The following is an 18,159-nucleotide window of genomic DNA, read 5'->3' on the forward strand; positions in this document are numbered from 1 at the left end:
TGGTCACGGCAGCGCCTGGCCCTTTCGGGCTCCAGGCGATGTCTGGCCAGGGTCCGAAACGCGCACCACAGCGGACATCCGCCGGCACCCTGAATTTACGAGTTCACGCCCGAACTCAGTTGCTGCAGCAGATCATCCGCCTGCCGCAGATCGGCCGATGTCTCGGCGGAGGAGAATTTCGCTCGCGCTGATGCGAGCACGTCTCGTGCCTCGGTCAGGCTACGCCGGCTCTTGTTCCTGTTCATGAGGAGGCGCGCGAGCTCGATTGCAGTCCGCAATTCCCAGCCGACGGCTTCGAGCTTCCTCGCATAGGCAAGCGAGCGCCTGAACAGGCGGATGGCGGCAGCGTCGTCGCGATGCGGTTCGGCGTGCAGCAGCGAACCGTGGATCCGGTAGATCTCCGGGGCCAGCCAGCGTTCGCCGGTCTGCTTGATCAGGGACTCGGCCGAAGTCACCAATGCAAGCGCCCTGTCCTTCTGCCCGATCCGTCCGAACTCGGTGGCGAGCAGAGCCTTGTAGAGCGGCATCTGAATACATCGATTCTCCGCCGGCAATCTGCCGATCAGGCCGGAGAGCTTCTCGAGCACAACCGGCGCGGGGCCGCCCGCCGCCAGCGCCGAGGTCGCCCATAGCGGACCGATGACCTGGTACATCGGATAGCCGTAGTCGGCGGCGACCTTCATCCCGTGCTCGACGCAGGCCAGATTGGCTGCAAGGTCTCCGTCATACCAGTGATCGCCGACGCCAAGGATGTGGGCGAGCGCAATCATGAAGGGATGGCCGATCTCGTTCGCCAGCCGCCTTGCAGATTCACAGCACTCCCTGGCCCGGTTGGGACGGCCGAGCAGCCATTCGATGTGTCCGGAATAGACGAGCGCAACGACCAGAGGATCGTGCTGATAGGTTTGAACCAGCTTGCCGTGCTCACGCGGATTGTAGCGCGCTTCAATCGCGACCGCCAATTCGCGCGCTTCATTCAGACGGCCGGTGAAGAAATTGACGATCAGCGCCGCGGTGGACGCCATCAGGATGGCCTCATCGTCGCGCCACTCCTCGGCTCGCCGAAGGAAGTCCTGCGAATGCTCGAGCACTTTGGTGAGTTCGCAATTGACCAGCTCGGCCACCGCAACACCCCAAAGGACAGCGGTCTTCTCGCGGATCGTGCCATGGCTGCCGGAGAGCTTCAGCGCCCGATGATAGGGCTCGTAGACGTTCGGATCGGACCAGCCCGCAATCGCGGTGTATGCCATCGCAAGGTTGGATTGCAGCGCGATCTCGGCCTCGTAGCGGCGCGACGAAGCTGATAGCCTCGACAGCAAAGAGAGGCCCTCGCGCAGATGCGCCACCGCCTCCTTGGTGGCCGATCGGCTGAGCGCGGACTTGCCCGCCTGCAGCCAGGCGCCGATGGCTTCCGGAATGTTTTCTGCCTGCGCGTAGTGATAGCCGAGGACGGCGGGATCGCTGCTCTCCCCGATGTCGGCCTGCTGACGCAGCCAGGACGCTGCGCGCGCATGCAGCTTGCGCCGATCCTCCTTCAGCAGCGAGGAATACGCCGCTTCCTGAATCATCGCGTGCTTGAAAGCGTATAGCGTGCCTTCCAGTTCGTTGACGCGGTACACGATCCCGGCCCGCTCCAGGGCTTCAAGCGCTGATATCAGCGACTCGTCCTGGTCCGGGAGCAGGCTGAAAATGCCGCGATAATCGAACTGCCGCCCGAATACCGAGGCGATCTGGGCCACGCGCTTGGCGGTACCCAGCCGGTCAAGACGCTCCATCAGGGAATCGTGGACGCTTGCCGGCACCAGTGGCCCCGGCAATTTGCCATGGTCGGTGGCGCTCTCGATCGCCCCGGAATCCACCACCGCTCGCGTGAACTCCTCGATGAAGAGCGGCACGCCGTCGGTCCTCTCGACGATCTGGCTGGTGATCCGCGGAAGAAACTCGATGCCGGCAACGGCGGCAACCATCCGCTCGCACTCGTCTGCTGCAAGCTTTTGCAGAGTGATGCGCTTGATGGTCGGACCCGATAGCCAGCCAGCCTCGTAGTCGTCGCGGTGCGTGACCAGATACAGGACGCGCTCGCGCGCGCAGCGGGCGATCACCCGCGAAAGAAGGTCGACGCTCGTCGGATCGATCCACTGGACATCCTCGACGATGAACAGGACGGGCTTCCTTCGTGACGCCGCAACGAGAACCTCGATTATCACCTGGAAGGCACGCGCACGCTCGGAAGGAGAACGGAGATCGGCAGGCTCGTATCCTTCGCACGCCGGTATCGACAGCAGTGACCCGTAATAGGGAAGCGCCTGCCCGACATCGAAACCGGCTCTCCCCAGCAGATGACGCAATTTCGCCAGCGATAGCCGCGGGTCGTCGGTTTCGTGGATGCCCGTTGCGCGCTTCAGCCGCTCGATTTCCGGCGCAAGTGGCGAATTGACGTGAAACGGCGAGCACTGAACGGAGAGAACATCAACCGCGGACCGGTCGAGCGAGCTTCTGAACTCGCGGATCAGGCGCGACTTGCCGATGCCGGGCTCGCCGGAGATGACGCCGACGCGCCCTGCTCCGCCAAGGCTCTGCTCCCACAGCTCGGCCAGCAGCGCGCGTTCATCGTATCGGTTGATCATCGGCGGCAGCGGCAAGGTTCGCGCGCGGTCGAACCTGCTCTCGCCCGGCGAAACGCCGTTCACGCGCCAAGACTCGGCCGGCTCCTCGACGCCCTTCAGCCGGCGCTTGCCCAGCGGCTCACAATCGAACATGCCGCGGATCAACTCATAGGTCCCCGAGCCGATGACCACCGCGTTCTCGCCGGCGAGACCCTGAAGGCGAGCCGCGACATGCACCGAGCTGCCGAACACCTCCCGCCGCTCGGAGGGCTCGCCCGGCACGCTGCCGACGACCACCGGACCGGTGTTGACCCCGATCCTCACCCGCAGCCGGAGGAAGCTGCCATCCGACATCTGGAATTCCCGCTCCTTGATGGCGGCGGTGATGGCGAGCGAGGCGCGCACTGCGCGCTCGGGATCGTTTTCGTGCGCCTGCGGGACGCCGAAATAGGCGAGCAGTCCGTCGCCGATCATTCTGGCGATGTGACCGCCATAGCGGCAAATCTGCTCGTTGCAGAGATCGCGATAGGTCCGGATGACCGCGAAGAACTCCTCGGGATCGATCCGCTCGCTCAGCGGCGTCGAGCCGATGAGATCGACGAACACGACGGTAAGCTGTCGGCGCTCAGCCTGCAGCCCTGCCATCTCTGCGTTTGGCAGCGCCGCAACCAGCCGAGGTCCATCAAATTGGTCCGGTTTCGCCTGCCCGCTCAAGGTCCAACCATGTTGAGCTTCCGCCGTACCTGCAGGGACGCAAGGTACACGGCAAGCCGCATCCGGTTGATGCTACCGAGAGGTCGGTGCTGCTGCAAGCAGTTCCACGGGCTGAACATCATGCGTTCGCCATCGAAAACCCGATCCGGCGTTAGGAAATTCTGCCTTGGAATCCTGATCTCTCCGATCGACACGGTCCGATCCTGGGGACGGGTCCACTGCAGGAGAGCGTTCTCGACCTCTTCCGGTTTGGCCGAATGGCGCACCCGCACCGCGAAATCGAACACGATATCATCTCCAGGTGGAGTCGGATTGAGATCGCGAAGCATCGCCTCCTGGAGGAAGTTGTCGGGTCGCGATCCGAAAAAGAAACTCCACCACGATGGGACATCGTTCCGAGCCGGCACGGGACTGACGAGGTAGCGCACCACATGCTGCTCACCCAACAAATAGGGTGACATGCTGTGATAGGTCGCAGTCAGCGGGTTGTTGATCCTGACGATGGCGGTGCGAAGAAACGTGGCGAACTGGCGGTGGTTACGAACCGCAAACACGATCCATTTGAGGAGCCGCTTAAACTTTTCGCGCGAGGTCCCGCTCGGCGCCGCAACGGCTTCCATCAACTCGGAATAATCGAGCACATTCTTGCAGAAGAACACCGGGAAGCTGCTCAGCAAGAAATCGTGCTCGCCGGCCCGCGTTCTGCCGGGCTCGAGGCCACGCAGAATGGTCTCGTCTGCAACGTCGAAAAGTTTGATGGACATGCCGCGACCGTCGGGCTTGCGGTCGCTCTGTGGCTGGCCCTGTCCGTTGGAGAGCCGGACGATGGTCCGATAGCGGGCCCCCGGCCGAAACAGCGGTGTCGAGAACTCTGCCGGAAGATCGTCGCGGACGATAAACTCCGCATCGACGCAACCATGGGCCTTGGCATGCTGGTCGCGCATCGCACAGGCGGAAGGGTCCGAGGCCTTCATCTCACAGTAGTTCTTGACGACCAGGTTTGCGGCAATACGCGCCATGTTGGCGATCAGCGTTGCCTCGCCAGGCACGGCGCGCTCGAATTTCGTGAGCGGCATCGGCCGGTCCTGCAGCTCCAGCGCGTTCGCGAGCTCTTCATATCTTGCCGGCGTCGCCTCTGAACTCCGCGCCGGTGCCGAAGCGGATTGCGCGGAGCCGCGGGCCATTTGCCAGAATCGCTGGAAGTCCCGGAACACGCGGAACGACTGAACGATCGGATCTTCCCGCTGCGCCTGCGCGAAAGACACCGCGCCGCTTCCACGGCGACCGCGCAGCCATTGTTGGATCGTGTCCCGATTCATGCGACGTCAACTCCGCCGGACGCCAAAAGACCGAGCGCGGCCAGACTCGGAACGAAGAAATAGTCGCCGCCCCTGGTCGTGACGAAGCGCGGGATGTCGAAGCAGATGAACGGTCGTCGTCCCGTGGCTTCGTCACCCGGGATCATCATTTGCGCGCTTTGACGACCGCCGATGGTTGGACGATTGCCGGCGATCGGATCGGTGTCGTTGCCCTGCTCGAAATCGTCGCCGAAATTCATCCATTTCTGCTGCACGAACTCGAACTGGTCGAAGCCGGAATTGAGCGCAATGAAAATAATGCCGCGCTTTTCCTGGCTCTCGGCTTCCTCCTCGCTGCCCGGTTGCAGGAATTTGCCATAGGCGATTCCGCGGCGGATCAAGCGGTGTCGGCTCATCGTCTTGCCGCCGAAGCCGAACGCATCGCGCGGGTTGGCGCGCCGCACATGTGCACCGAGCGGACAGCGTGCGCCCGCGGGATCGCCGGCGTAGCCGAATGTATTGCGCGTGTCCTCACGAGGGGCGTCGGGGTGTTCGATCAGCGAGGATCCATCCGGCCATCGCCCCATCATCTTGGCGGCAAGAAACTTTTTCGCGCTGACGCCATCCGGCAGACGACCGGGAATGGTTCGGGCAAATGCGTCCGCCTGATCATCAAGGTAGCGACGGAAACGAACGACGTCCTGCTCCAGCTTGCGGTACACGAGATAGGTGCCATCGTGCGCGAGAAGATGCGGCAGCGGCATGGGAGCCATCTCGCCGCCCTCACCCGCGTGGCCGAGAAGAAACTCGCCAAGCGGAATCTTGCGAAATCGCCCCTTCTCATCCGGATTGCCAACGTCCTGACGGTCCCTGCCACCGTCGTCAGGCACTCCCTCGATCGCGGGGTTGCTCAAGCCGTCGAGGAAACCGAAGTGCTCCCTGCGAGTCTGTTCGCCGTTGATGTGCAGCAGCCCCGCCGGCTGACTGTCCTTCAATTCCTGCACGCCATTCGGCAGCAGATCCCTGAGCTGTTGACAGTGCGCCGCGAGCGCCGGCTCTGTCCGGCCGTAGATCGAAATCAGCATATGAACGCGATGCGTCTTCCAGGGATCGTCCCAGTGCTCCGGTGAACTTTCATCGATGTCACCGAGTTCGTTCGCACGAGGTTTCATGCCCTCCTGAAACTCGCAAGGAAACGTGGCAAGACTTTCCGTAGGCAGGCCAAGGGCGCGGAGGCCTTCAAAGGTGAAGGCGATGTTGAGAGTGGCGTCCGGCTTTGCGCGCCACAGTGCCGGCGTGACGGCGTTGGTCTCGAGCAGCCGCTGGATGAACGCCCTGGCATCATCAGCGTTTTGGATCTCGAAGAACAAGAACTGCGCGTGCGGAAACGAGGCGTAACCGCGAAGGATATTGCCTTGAATATTGGTAAGGTTGAGCATCGCCAGACCCCTGCTCTGATCGTTGCGTACTCACAAATCTCCCGGGGACGGCCTCTCGTTTTGGAGACCCTCCCACATTTGCCTGAACTCTCGTTGGAGCACTTCGGGAGGCCGTGGATTGGTTTGAACAAGCTTGACGAACTCGCCGAGGCGGCGTCGGCACAGTAGCGCCATGAGAATCTCGCCTACGCTCGCCTCAGGCTGGTCCGCCAGAAACAGCGTGGTCTTGAGTTGACACCGCTCGAAATATCCGGAGAGCAAATCGCGCCGATGGATACCCGGGAAGCCAAGACAGCGTCCCCAAATGGTCGCGACTTCGTTCGGGATATTGCTGGCCAGGGCCTGGACCAAAGGATCGACGCTCTCGCCATCGAATTCGCACATGAACACCAGATAGTCCGACTTGAGCGCATCGAACTTCGCCGGCGTGCCTTGATAGGCGAGGCGGTCGACAATGAACATTCGCGCCATGTGGATGATCGGCACATGGCTCAAAGGCGAGCCGCGCGGATAGGTTCGCGGGTCATCCAGCGTGCGCAGAAACCCACGCAGATCGTCAGATTGATTGGTTGCAATCGGAAACAGGCCTGTGAAGCCGTACTTCTCACCGTTTTGATTAGCCACGTCGCCAACTCCGTTCGACCGGCCTGCTACACTGGTCCAAATGTACCGAGCTTGTTCTGCACGCTGATCAGCAAGCGATCGAACTCGACCGCAAACCGTTCGGGAGACAGTCCGCTCGAATTCTGAAAAAGCTTCTCGACTTCGTTGCGCAGCTCGAGTGCCGAGCGCACATCGCGCACGGACGCACCCGGATACGCGCTATAGGAATGGTCCGACTCGATCTGGTTGCGCTGGATATAGGCCTTGAGCGGCCCGACCGGACGGGCGAACGGGTATCCGACGCTCCAGAACCAGACAAGGTCGAGCGGTTTGTAGAGCACGTCGGCAAAGGCTTCGATGTAAGGTCCCCAGGGACCGTTGAACGTGCTCAGAAAGAACAAATAATCGTAGTGCAAATTTTCCGCCGGCTGGCTGTCGCTCACCCGCGGAAAGCTGTCGCGCTTGACGACAACCCAGTGAACAAAGGGCAGAAACGCCAGCTCCTTCGCTGTGACTTGGGTCGATTTGAAGCGATCGAAGATAGACAGCAGCACTCCGACGACAAGGGTGCCGAAGCGCGTCATCGGCGTTATCACGTTGAAAGTAACGGCTTTGCCTAATCCATACTGATTACGTGCGCGATCGGCCATGCAACGTCTCGCCATGAATCATGGTGAACTCGGCGAGACACGCACGCTCGGCCCACCTGTATAATAATACCTTGGAGGATAGTACAACGTCAGGTAATAACGTTACTACTATTATCGAAAGTCGCTGCTCCGTCCAGTGCAATGAATGTTGTCGTGCACAACTGACTCTCGCACATCCGTCATGGATTGCTAATGCCGGCCAGCATCACAGCTCTGTCATACAGCGTGACGATCCATGTGATCGCGCAGTTCAGCGACAGCGTGCCAACGGCTTCGATCACGTGAGCAATCCCGCCAGCGATTGCGCGATGCCGCTCCGGTGAGCAACCTTTCCGGCGCTGGCGTGACCAACCATAGACGTGGTCGGCGCAATCATCAGGAAACAAGCCGTGGCAACCAATGAAATCGACGCCATTCGCGCGCTGCTTTCGTCAAAACCGCGGCCGATCGGATGGACCGAGCGGCGCGAACGCCTCGATGAAGTGGGTTCGGTCTGGCCGGTGGCCGATGACGTGAAGCTCGAAACAGTCGATTGCGACGGCGTGGCAGGCGAATGGTCGCTGGCGCCGGGCAGCGAGCCATCACGCGTGCTGCTCTATTTCCATGGCGGCGGCTACTGCTCCGGATCGATTCTGAGCCACCGCAGATTGGTCAGCGAAGCCGGGCGCGCCGCGCGCGTTCGAACGCTCGCAATCGGTTACCGCCGCGCGCCCGAGCACCCTTATCCCGCCGCGCAAGAGGATGCGATGAAGGCTTGGCACTTCCTGCACAGGCAGGGCATTCCGGCGCACTGCATCGCCGTCGGCGGCGACAGTGCCGGCGGCAATCTTACGCTCGAGCTAATCGGCCGGTTGCTGAGAGACGGCGAGGACTTGCCCGGCTGTGCCTGGCTGCTCTCGCCATGGACCGATCTCACGATGTCTGGCACAACCCTTGGCACCAAGGACGCAGTCGATCCGATCATCCACAAGACCTATCTGGAAGAGCTTGCGGACGCCTATGTGCCTGACACCATCGATCGCAGTTCACCGCTCATCTCGCCCTTGTTTGGCGATTTCACCGGCTATCCCCCGATGCTGATCCAGGTCGGATCGGCGGAGACGTTGCTCGCGGATGCCACGCGGCTCGCCGAGGCGGCCGGCGCTGCCGATGGCGAGGTGACGCTGGAGATCTGGCCCCACATGATCCACGCGTGGCCGCTATGGAATGCGAAGCTCGCTGCCGGCCGCCACGCGCTTTCCAAGGCGGGGCAATTCATCCGTGCCCGTTTGGCATAGTGCGCCTGGTAGCCGCTTGAGCCAAAAAACCTCGATTTCGCAGGTTTTTAGAGCCAATGCGTACCAACACGGGACAAATCACGGGGTTTTAGGCGCGCTGAGGTTGTGGTATTCGGAACCTTTAGAATTAGTCCGGTTTGGTGTCGAATGATGGACCTCACCCCCGGGAATTCCACCAGCGCCCTGCGCATTGGTGTGCAGCCGATTGCGGTCACCGCCGTCGGGCTGTTTCTCGTCCTATTCGGGATCGGAGCGATCGCGCTGTACCGGGTCTATACCGGCGCGTCGCCGGAGTCCGATCGGGTCGTCGCTAGCCGGCAATTGCAGGCCCGCACCGCGCAGGTGTCCGAACAGCTCGTCGAGAAAACCAAGGGGTTGGAGGCGACCCAGCAGGAATCCATCGACCAGCTCCAGATGGTGCAGGACCACTTGCAGACCATGCGCCGCATGCTCGCCGCCCAGCAGGCCGACACCAAGAAGCTGTCCGAGCAGGTCACGGCACTGACCGAGGCGGTCGAGGGCTTAAGGCAATCCTTCGCCAGCGCCCAGGCCAATGAGCCGGCGGCCGAACCCGTCCGCAAACGATCGCGGTCGCACGCGGTTCGCAGCGGGCGCAAGCGCCGCGGCTGAGTCGGTCGAAATCACCGCAAAACCCCTCACCGGCAGGACATATCCACCGTCGCTGCCGAATCTCGATACGGTTTTTTTCGCTGACTTTGTGAACTAGTTCACATTCGGGAACCTAATTCCGGGGCAAGGTGCACGCCACCGGATGGCGTGAGCCGATTTCAATATCCGGGGCTGGCAAGGTCGTTGGCGGTATACTGCGTCAACGGCCTTGTTCTTTTAAACGCCCTGCTTCCGCCGCGGGCGCCCTTTCTTACCGACTGCTTTGGCCGCCTCTCACGCTGGTGACTTGCCATCGGCAGGCTTTGCTTGCTGAATGCCGGCGCTTTTGAACCCGGTCCCGCCCACCCCTCGATCGGGTCGATGGTTTGCAAACCATTTTGAATGAGGCCACGCATGCGCGCTGAATCCCTGCCCACCTCGGATGTCATCGGACTGACAAAAACCGCTCCCTTCTCGCGCCGCGGCTTCATGACAGCTTCGGCCGCCGTCGCGGCGGGCTACACGCTCGCCGCAGGTCCGGTGCGGGCCGACGTGATCAAGACCGATACTACCGGCCTCACTGCGGGTGAGGCCAAGATCAGGGTCGCCGGCGGCGAGATGCCTGCGTATTTCGCGCGGCCGGCCGGTGTCAGCAATCCGCCGGTCATCCTGGTGGCGATGGAGATTTTCGGCCTGCACGAATACATCAAGGACGTGACGCGCCGGCTCGCCAAGCTCGGCGCGTTTGCGGTGGCGCCCGACTATTATTTCCGCAAGGGCGATCTCACCAAGATCACCGACATTCAGCAGATCCTGCCGATCGTGAACGCGAAGCCGGATGCCGAGCTCCTGTCCGATCTCGACGCCACCGTGGCCTGGGCGAAATCGCAAGGCGGCGACACCTCCCGCCTCGGCATCGTCGGCTTCTGCCGCGGCGGACGCACGGTCTGGGAATATGCCGCCCACAACACCGCACTGAAGGCCGGCGCCGCCTTCTACGGTCCGCCGGTCGATCCGCAGAATCCGGCCTGGCCGAAGAGCCCGATGCAGCTTGCACCCGAGATGAAGGCGCCGGTGATCGGCTTCTATGGCGAAGCCGACACCGGCATCCCAGTCTCGCAGGTTGAAGCCTTCAAGGCGGCGCTCGCCGAGAACAAGAAGACCGCGGAATTCAAGATCTATCCGGGGGCCCCGCACGGCTTCCATGCCGATTATCGCACGAGCTATCGCAAGGAAGCCGCCGAAGACGCGTGGGCGCAGATGCAGGCCTGGTTCAAGAAGTACGGCGTGCTGAGCTAAAGCGCCCGTCGCCATCTGCAAAGCGATGCGCGAGCAGGCGCAGCGCGTTGGCGGTGACGAGCACGGTGGCGCCGGTGTCGGCGAGGATGGCCATCCACAAGGTGGTCACGCCGAACAGCGTGGTGACAAGGAACACCGCCTTGAGGCCGAGCGCGATCGTGATGTTCTGCCAGATGTTGCCGAGCGTTGCTCTCGAGAGAGCGATCAGCTCGGCAACGCCGACAACGCGGTTCTTGAGCAACGCCGCGTCCGCGGTCTCCAGCGCCACGTCCGTTCCGCCGCCCATGGCGATGCCGATGGAAGCCGCAGCGAGTGCCGGCGCATCGTTGATGCCGTCGCCGACCATCGCAACCGGACCGGCTTGCTTGAGCCGCCCGATCTCCGCGAGCTTGGCGTCGGGCAGAAGCCCGGCACGCGCCTCAAGCCCGAGCTGACCGGCGATCGCATCGGCGGTGCGGGCATTGTCGCCGGTCAGCATGATTGCGCGGAGACCGCACTCCGTCAGCCGTTTGACGCCTTCGAGCGCGTCCTCCCGCGGCTCGTCGCGCAATGCGATCAACCCCTCGACCGCCTTGCCGGACAGCAGGACCACCACCGTCTTGCCCTCGCCTTCGAGCGCGCTGATCTTTTCGACGACGCCGGGATCGACGCTCGCCTGCTCGCTCGCGAAGCGGGGCGAACCGACCGAGGCGAAGCCGCTTCTCAGACGTGCCGTCACCGCTTTGCCAGGCGTCGCGACGCCGCCGCCGAAGGTCGCGGGAAGCTCGAGCCCGCGCCTCTCGGCTTCCTCGATGATGGCGCGCCCGAGCGGATGGCTGGTGTTGCGTTCGACCGCCGCCGCCTTGGCCAGAACCGTGTTCTCATCTCCGGCGATCGAGACGACATCCGTCACCTGCGGACGACCGCGCGTGAGTGTGCCCGTCTTGTCGAAGGCAATCGTCTTGACCTTACCCAGCGTCTCGAGCGCCGCTCCGCCCTTGATCAACAATCCCTGCCGGGCGCCGGAGGCAAGGCCGGACGCGATGGCCGCCGGGGTGGAGATCACCAATGCGCAGGGACAGGCGATCAGCAGCGTAGCGAGGCCCCGATAGATCCAGGTCATCCAGTCACCGCCGAAGACGAGCGGCGGGATCAGGACGACAAGCAGCGCGACGAGCATGGCGGCGGGCGTGTACCACCGGCTGAAACGGTCGATCATGCGTGCCGTCGGCGCCTTCGACTCCTGCGCTTCTTCCACCATGTGGATGATGCGGGCAATGGTGTTGTCGGCGGCGACATGCGAGATCTCGACACGTAGCTCGCCGTTGGCATTGATGCTGCCTGCATACACCTTCGCGCCGATTTCCTTGAGAACGGGAACGGACTCGCCGGTCACCGGTGACTCGTCGACCTCCGACGAGCCGTCGATCACGGTGCCGTCCGAGGGCACGCGGTCGCCGGGGCGAACCACCACGACATCGCCGACCGCGAGATCATCGACAGAAACCTCCTCGATATCGAGAGATGCCCCGCGCTGACGTCTGGCATTGCGCGGCACAAGGTCGATCAATGCCTCGATCCCGGCCCGTGCGCGACGGGCGGCGACCGTCTCGAGCAGTTCGCCCACCGCGAACAGGAAGACGACAACAGCCGCCTCCTCGGCTTCGCCGATGGCAACCGCGCCGAGTGCCGCTGTTGTCATGAGGGTCTCGATGGTAAAGGGCGAGCCGGACAAGGCGCCGGCAAGCGCGCGCCGCGCAAAAGGCAGGACACTGACAACCGCCGCCGCCGAATAGAGCCAACGCTCCAGCCCCGGGAACAGGCTGGCAAGCACGAACGCCACTGCAAACAGGACGCCTGTGCCGAGGACAAGCCTGCCCTTGGCTCCCTGCCACAGAGGGTGCCGTTCCTGCTTCCGCGGCGCCTTCCCTCCCAACACTGACGGCATGCCGGCCGGCTTGTAGCCCAACGCCCTCACCTTCTCCTCGATGAGGCGCGGCCCAGTGCGGTCCTGGTCGAGCCGGAAGGCGAGCGTTCCGGTCGTAAAGCTGACCTCTATGTCGGTGACTCCAGGCAGCCGCCGCATCGCGTTCTCGATCTTGAGCGCGCAAGCCGCGCAATCCATGCCCTCGATATGCAGCCTGTAGGAATTGGCGGTCGCCACAACGTCACCTCGACGAGTTCGATGTAGCCACCTATATGGACCCTGTAGCAACTACAGGGTCAAGGCATGAGCGGCGGCAGTTTGACGATAGGCGAGCTCGCACGACGGACCGGGACCAAGGTCGAGACCGTCAGGTACTATGAGCGGATTGGGCTCCTTGAGGCGCCAATGCGGACGGCCGGCAACTACCGCGCCTACGCGCCCGAACACCTGAACCGTCTGAGTTTCATCCGCCGCTCGCGGGACCTTGGCTTCTCGCTCGATCAGGTTCGGGCGCTTCTCGACCTGTCCGACGATCGAGATCGCCCCTGCGGGGCCGTCGATGCAATCGCGAGGGAACATCTGTCGGAGGTCGACCGCAAGATCGGGGATTTGCAGGCGCTCCGGCGCGAGCTCAGCAGCATGATCGATCAATGCCAATGCGGCACCGTCGCAGACTGCCGGATCATAGAGGCGCTTTCGCCCTGAGTATTAGAGCGTTTTCGAGCGAAGTGGACACCGGTTCGCGTGAAGAAAACGCGTCAAAACAAGAATCAAGAGCTCCGGTTCTGATTCAATCAGAACCCAAGCTCTAACCGAGACGATCGCGATTGCGATGCGGCTTGGCCAATTGCCGTTCGACTTCCCAGAACATCAGCACAAAGGCGGCGCCCAGGCTGATGACGATGCCCAGGAAGACGAAGGTGAAGGCGGCGGTGGTGAGTGTGCTCAGCATTTCGAAATCGCTGCAATCGACGTACCAGCCCCTATGCAGAAACGATGCAACCTCGATGCTGAAAACACCGAGGCTCCATCCATCTTCCCGATAATTTTCGCTGCAGCGCGCCAGGTTCGCAGCAGTATCGGTTGAGATCAGTCGCAGACATCAACCGACCTGATGCGCCAGCCATATGACGTCAAGACGCGCTGCTGGGCAACGTAGCAGCCGCCGTAGCCGGAATTGTCGTAATAGCCGTAGTAGGGATCGCCATAGTCGTAATCGCCATAGGGCCAGTCGCCGTAGAGCCCGTAGCCGAGGCCAACACCGACCGCCGCGGCGGCGAACGGAAATCCACGACGAAAACGCCCGAAGCCGGGACGGTAGAAGCCGCCACGAAATGCGGCCGAACGGAAGCCGCCGGCGCCGATCGCGGCCGAGCGGAAGCCGCCTCCGCTGAACGCCGCTCCGCGGAAGCCACCGCCACTAAAACCGCCGCCGCGGAAACCACCGAAGCCGCCTCCACGAAAGCCTCCGCCGCCAAAGCCGCCCCCACGAAAACCGCCGCCGCCAAAGCCGCCTCCATGAAAACCGCCGCCACCAAACCCGCCGCGGGCCGACGCCGTATCTATCGTCAAAATTCCAAGCGAGGCTACCGCCAGCAAGGCAACCATCGTTTTACGCAACATCACTGCTCCTCCATCACGGCCTGCCAATACCGGCGCGGCCTGCGCCAGCCGCCGCAAGCTCTGCCGCCAGTCTAGAGCGAGTTCCGGCCATGCGCCTTGACGATGCGCTCACTTCTACGCGACCGGGAAGTCGGGCAGAATCGGGCAAGAAGCTTCGCTCGGCCAGCCGACCGCAGAACCGGTCTTGGTGCAGGGCGAAGCAGGCCGCTCCCTTCCGGAACCAAAAGCTCCGGGAGCCATTTGGCCTTACGCGGTGCAAGGTGCGAGGATGCGCAAACTGATCGCTTTCGACGAGGATACGTTCGACAAGCTCAAGCAACTCGGGCGCGACAGGATGGCGACGTTTCAGGAATTGGCCGATGAAGCGTTCGCAGACCTGCTCAAGAAGCACGGCATTCCGATCGATCTGCGCGACGCGTTACGCAAGAGCGCCGCGCAGTCGAAGACAGATACCGCCAAGTCGCCAAGTAATTCGCCAAGGCCCAAGGCAAGGAAAGGACGTCACGCATGACGACAGACCCGGATCCGTTTGAGCAGGGGCAGCAAGCGGCGCGCGAAAACATTCCAGCCGAGGCCAATCCCTATCCGGACGGCAGCGAACGACATGCGCTATGGGCCGCAGGCCACGAGCAGGTGGCCTCCGCGACGGAGGCAGATGAATCCGAAGATACGTGACGGCCGCTCGGGCCCTTCAACCGATCTTGCGGAGGCCCTTTTTGAAGCGCGGCCCGTTGAGCTGATAGAACTTCGCCGCACTTCCCATCTTGGCGACCTGCGCAGGATCCAGTGTCCGGATCACGCGCGCGGGCGAGCCGATGATCAGCGAGTGTGGCGGAAACTCCTTGCCCTCGGTGATGACAGAGCCCGCGCCGACGATGCTCTCGCGGCCGATGCGTGCGCCGTTCATCACGGTCGAGCCCATACCCACCAAGGCGCCGTCTTCCAGCGTGCAGCCGTGCAGGATCACATTATGGCCGACGGTGACGTTCTTGCCGATCACGAGCGGAAAGCCGAGGTCGGTGTGGCAGGTGGAATTGTCCTGGACGTTGGAGCCCTCGCCGACCTCGATCCACTCATTGTCGCCGCGCAGCACCGCGCCAAACCACACGCTGGCCCCGCTCAACAGGCGCACCTTGCCGATCACGGTTGCAGTTTCCGCGATGAAATAGTTGCCGTCGGCCGGCAGATCGGGCCCCTGCCCGTCCAGTTCATAGATAGCCATGGATGTCTCCTCTTTCGCGGCGACATTGGCACAGCGGTCAAAGGCTTTTCAAGCGAGCGGCCAAAGCGTTTTCAAGCGAAGTGGACGCCGGTTCGCGTGAAGAAAACGCGTCAAAACAAGAATCTGGAGCTTCAGGAACTGTGGCGAAAGCAGCCTTCAGACCAGAACGCCGGCGGCGCGCAGCGTCATCAGGAAGAAGGTGCCGGACATCAGGCTCCAGAAGCCGGCGATGATGGTCGCCATCATCACGAATTCGAAGCGGCGACTTTCGATCCGGGCGCCGCGCAGCGTGTTGCGCATGATGATGAAGGGCGCGGCGAACACCAGGAACGGGACCGCCGCGAACGTCCTCGGCGCCGCGCCTTCCTGCAACAGGCCGAAGCCGGCCGGCCGCTGCGCCATCGCCTGATAGCCGCTGGCGAGCGCACCGGCGAGCGCGAAGCCGAGGCAAAGGGCGAAGAACGAGTTCAGCGCATCGGGCGACATGGCAAACTTCCGCTACTCAACAGACCGCGCGCTTCCTTTGGCAAAATTGCCGCTCCGCCGCTACATCATCCTTAAGAAAGGGTTAACATGCGCCCGACGCCGCCGCGTTTGCGCATGGCTCATCGCTTGCCGGATTCTCTGAAATCATACGGAAATTGGCCGCCGCGTGGCATATTCGCGGGATGATTCGGCATCACGCGAACCCATCCATTCTCGTTCGATGACATTGCTCTCGACGGCCCAGCATCTTGCGCGCGACACGCGCAGGAATCCGCGCGCGCACATCCTGCCGATCCTGATCGCAGCCGCCCTCGCCGGCAGCGCGATCGCGCTGGTCACCTACCTGTTGTGGCCGACCTGGACCACCGTACCCTTGAGCGATCCGTCGAGGTTGCCGGTCAGCGTCGGCGGCACGCTATTCAACGTGCCGCCGGCGGCGGTGCGCATGAAGATCCAGCGCCATTCGGGCGCGCAGGAGCGCGTTGACCTCAGCTTTGCCTATCCCTCGCTCGAACCGCCGGCGCCGAAGCATGTCACCGCCGAGACGGTGGAGGACAAGGTGCAGCCGATCGACAGGATCTTCCTCTCGATCGCGGCGCATCATGATCAGCTTGCCCCCGACACCCGCGTGCGCACGATCTATCCGCGCTATCTCGATCAGGCGGCAAGCACCGACGACGGCCTGACGGTGCGCGCGTTCCGCGACGGCTCGCCCTATGGCGGTGAGGATTTGTTCACGGCGACGTCGCCCACCCTCAGCGCCCGCTGCACGCGCGACGCGCCGACGCCCGGCATGTGCCTGAGCGAACGCCGCATCGACGGCGCCGACTTCACCTATCGCTTTCCGCGAAGCTGGCTCTCACAATGGCGCGACGTTGCCGGCGCCATGGACCGCCTGACGATGCAATTGCGCGGCCCGAAGGGGTAATTCCAACGTCATTGCGAGCGAAGCGAAGCAATCCATAGTGCCACTCGCTGAGGCGTGGATTGCTTCGCTTCGATCGCAATGACGGTCTTAACCGACGAGCCTACTCAGCCAGCTATTTCGTAGGGTGGGCAAAGCGCAGCGTGCCCACCTTGTCTTGCACCGCCGTGGATGGTGGGCACGCTTCGCTTTGCCTACCCTACAGATCAGCGCAAGCTACTCGGCCAGATCCTCTTCGAGGATCGCCATCTGGAATTGGAACGAGCGATCGTCGTCCTCATCGTCGACGAAGAGGACACCGACGAACTCCTCGCCGATATAGACCTCGGCAGAGTCGTCTTTCTTGGGCCGCGGCACGACGCGGATCTTGGGATTACCGAAGACGCGTTTGAGATATGCGTCAAGTTTCCTGACTTCCTGAACGTCCACGGGCGGTCTCCAATCGGATCGATGATTTTGGGACGGAGTTTTAGGACGGGACGGCGGCAATCGCCAGAGCCTTTTCGGCCCTGGCCCAATCTAATATTTGCAATCGAAACGATCGCGAAACACGAGTGAAATCAAAGCCCGATCGCGTTGAGCATCTGGTCCATGGTGCGCGACGGCTCGGCGCAGCCGGCTTCGCCCACGATCTTCGCCGGCACGCCCGCGACCGTGACGTTGTGCGGTACCGGCTTGACGACGACCGAGCCCGCGGCGATGCGCGCGCAATGACCGACCTCGATATTGCCGAGGATCTTGGCGCCGGCGCCGATCATCACGCCATGGCGAATCTTCGGATGGCGATCCTCGTTCTCCTTGCCGGTGCCGCCGAGGGTGACGCCATGCAGGATCGAAACGTCATCGTCGATGACGGCGGTCTCGCCGCAGACAAAACCGGTGGCGTGGTCGAGGAAGACGCCGCGGCCGATCTTGGCGGCCGGATTGATGTCGGTCTGGAAGACTTCCGACGAGCGGCTCTGCAGGTAAGCGGCGAAATCCTTGCGGCCCTTCAGATGGAGCCAATGCGCGAGCCGATGCGTCTGCAGCGCATGGAAGCCTTTGAAGTAGAGCAAGGGATCGATGAAGCGCGAGGTCGCGGGATCGCGGTCGTAGACGGCGACGAGATCGGCGCGGAAGGCGTTGCCGATGTCGGGCTCATCGCGCAACGCCTCGTCATAGGTCTGGCGGATCAGATCGCCCGACAGCGCCGAATGGTCGAGCCGCTCGGCCAACCGATGCACGATCGAGTCTTCCAGGAGCTCGTGATGCAGCACCGCGGAATAGATGAAGGTGGCAAGCTCCGGCTCGCGGCGAAGGATCTCCTCGGCCTCGCTCCTGATCCGATCCCAGATCGGATCGAGCGCGGCGACCTTGCCGCCTTGCGGATTGACCTGATGCACTGCCATGGCTGGCCTCGCGTGATCTTTGCAGAGCATGATCTGTTCGGAAAACCGGTCCCCACTTTTCCGGATCATGCCCCAGTTTCGGTGTGCGCTATAGCACGGTTAAGCGACGCTTGT

19 protein-coding genes are annotated in these 18,159 nt (G+C 62.7%); 7 read left to right on the forward strand and 12 right to left on the reverse strand.

Translation table 11 applies throughout. From position 1 onward, the window contains the following. Positions 1–95: 95 nt before the first annotated feature. The 5 genes from ACZYOF_RS00860 to ACZYOF_RS00880 all read right to left on the reverse strand — a co-directional run bounded on the left by ACZYOF_RS00860 (position 96) and on the right by ACZYOF_RS00880 (position 7,310). Positions 96–3,251, reverse strand: coding sequence for an AAA family ATPase (locus ACZYOF_RS00860; RefSeq protein ID WP_463714464.1), 3,156 nt, complete (start codon positions 3,249–3,251; stop codon positions 96–98). 65 nt (positions 3,252–3,316) lie between these two features. Continuing rightward, a complete protein-coding gene (locus ACZYOF_RS00865; RefSeq protein ID WP_463714465.1) occupies positions 3,317–4,639 on the reverse strand; it encodes a catalase family protein in 1,323 nt (440 codons plus the stop codon). After that, positions 4,636–6,057, reverse strand: coding sequence for a Dyp-type peroxidase (locus tag ACZYOF_RS00870; RefSeq protein WP_463714466.1), 1,422 nt, complete (start codon positions 6,055–6,057; stop codon positions 4,636–4,638). The genes ACZYOF_RS00865 and ACZYOF_RS00870 overlap by 4 nt, the downstream gene beginning before the upstream one ends. Positions 6,058–6,087: 30 nt before the next feature. Next, positions 6,088–6,681, reverse strand: coding sequence for a hypothetical protein (locus ACZYOF_RS00875; protein ID WP_463714467.1), 594 nt, complete (start codon positions 6,679–6,681; stop codon positions 6,088–6,090). 26 nt (positions 6,682–6,707) lie between these two features. Next, entirely contained in the window at positions 6,708–7,310 is a 603-nt protein-coding gene (locus ACZYOF_RS00880) for a hypothetical protein (RefSeq protein WP_130580049.1), read from the reverse strand. A gap of 389 nt (positions 7,311–7,699) precedes the next feature. On the opposite strand from ACZYOF_RS00880, the gene ACZYOF_RS00885 reads away from it, so the two are divergent. The 3 genes from ACZYOF_RS00885 (at position 7,700) to ACZYOF_RS00895 (ending at position 10,495) form a co-directional block, all read left to right on the forward strand. After that, positions 7,700–8,587: an alpha/beta hydrolase gene (locus ACZYOF_RS00885; RefSeq protein ID WP_463714468.1), complete on the forward strand. Its 888-nt coding sequence runs from the start codon at positions 7,700–7,702 to the stop codon at positions 8,585–8,587. A 147-nt stretch (positions 8,588–8,734) separates the two neighbouring features. After that, positions 8,735–9,217 carry a hypothetical protein gene (locus ACZYOF_RS00890; RefSeq protein WP_282527200.1) on the forward strand — a complete coding sequence of 161 codons (483 nt, stop codon included), beginning with the start codon at positions 8,735–8,737 and terminating at the stop codon, positions 9,215–9,217. A gap of 468 nt (positions 9,218–9,685) precedes the next feature. Beyond that, positions 9,686–10,495 (forward strand): dienelactone hydrolase family protein, encoded by an 810-nt coding sequence (locus tag ACZYOF_RS00895; RefSeq protein WP_463714555.1) that lies wholly within the window; start codon positions 9,686–9,688, stop codon positions 10,493–10,495. On the opposite strand, the gene ACZYOF_RS00900 is transcribed toward ACZYOF_RS00895, so the two are convergent. Continuing rightward, entirely contained in the window at positions 10,470–12,599 is a 2,130-nt protein-coding gene (locus ACZYOF_RS00900) for a heavy metal translocating P-type ATPase (protein WP_463714556.1), read from the reverse strand. The two genes, ACZYOF_RS00895 and ACZYOF_RS00900, sit on opposite strands and share 26 nt — an antisense overlap. Before the next feature lie 105 nt (positions 12,600–12,704). On the opposite strand from ACZYOF_RS00900, the gene ACZYOF_RS00905 reads away from it, so the two are divergent. After that, positions 12,705–13,106, forward strand: a complete 402-nt coding sequence (locus ACZYOF_RS00905) for a MerR family transcriptional regulator (RefSeq protein WP_463714469.1) — start codon at positions 12,705–12,707, stop codon at positions 13,104–13,106. 103 nt (positions 13,107–13,209) lie between these two features. Here the strand turns inward: ACZYOF_RS00905 and ACZYOF_RS00910 are convergent, their stop codons facing one another. Together ACZYOF_RS00910 and ACZYOF_RS00915 are read right to left on the reverse strand one after the other, a co-directional pair. Then, complete coding sequence (locus ACZYOF_RS00910) at positions 13,210–13,353, reverse strand: hypothetical protein (RefSeq protein ID WP_165421210.1); 144 nt, start codon at positions 13,351–13,353, stop codon at positions 13,210–13,212. A gap of 137 nt (positions 13,354–13,490) precedes the next feature. Beyond that, positions 13,491–14,024: a hypothetical protein gene (locus ACZYOF_RS00915; protein WP_463714470.1), complete on the reverse strand. Its 534-nt coding sequence runs from the start codon at positions 14,022–14,024 to the stop codon at positions 13,491–13,493. Positions 14,025–14,292: 268 nt separating this feature from the next. On the opposite strand from ACZYOF_RS00915, the gene ACZYOF_RS00920 reads away from it, so the two are divergent. Further along, positions 14,293–14,535 carry a hypothetical protein gene (locus ACZYOF_RS00920; protein WP_130583540.1) on the forward strand — a complete coding sequence of 81 codons (243 nt, stop codon included), beginning with the start codon at positions 14,293–14,295 and terminating at the stop codon, positions 14,533–14,535. After that, a complete protein-coding gene (locus ACZYOF_RS00925; protein WP_463714471.1) occupies positions 14,532–14,699 on the forward strand; it encodes a hypothetical protein in 168 nt (55 codons plus the stop codon). Before ACZYOF_RS00920 ends, ACZYOF_RS00925 begins: the two co-directional genes overlap by 4 nt. Positions 14,700–14,715: 16 nt before the next feature. Here ACZYOF_RS00925 and ACZYOF_RS00930 read toward each other — a convergent pair whose 3' ends face one another. After that, entirely contained in the window at positions 14,716–15,246 is a 531-nt protein-coding gene (locus ACZYOF_RS00930; RefSeq protein ID WP_130583541.1) for a gamma carbonic anhydrase family protein, read from the reverse strand. Between the two features lie 156 nt (positions 15,247–15,402). Then, entirely contained in the window at positions 15,403–15,732 is a 330-nt protein-coding gene (locus ACZYOF_RS00935) for a DUF6949 family protein (RefSeq protein ID WP_130583542.1), read from the reverse strand. Positions 15,733–15,952: 220 nt separating this feature from the next. Here ACZYOF_RS00935 and ACZYOF_RS00940 point away from each other — a divergent pair, with 220 nt between their 5' ends. Then, the gene (locus ACZYOF_RS00940) at positions 15,953–16,660 is read left to right on the forward strand and encodes a hypothetical protein (protein ID WP_463714472.1); all 708 of its coding nucleotides are present in this window, start codon (positions 15,953–15,955) and stop codon (positions 16,658–16,660) included. 213 nt (positions 16,661–16,873) lie between these two features. Here ACZYOF_RS00940 and ACZYOF_RS00945 read toward each other — a convergent pair whose 3' ends face one another. Then, a complete protein-coding gene (locus tag ACZYOF_RS00945; RefSeq protein WP_027583509.1) occupies positions 16,874–17,086 on the reverse strand; it encodes a DUF3126 family protein in 213 nt (70 codons plus the stop codon). A gap of 131 nt (positions 17,087–17,217) precedes the next feature. Next, positions 17,218–18,045 (reverse strand): serine O-acetyltransferase, encoded by an 828-nt coding sequence (cysE, locus tag ACZYOF_RS00950; RefSeq protein ID WP_463714473.1) that lies wholly within the window; start codon positions 18,043–18,045, stop codon positions 17,218–17,220. Positions 18,046–18,159: the final 114 nt, after the last annotated feature.

The organism is Bradyrhizobium sp. LeoA1Lang (assembly GCF_055413685.1).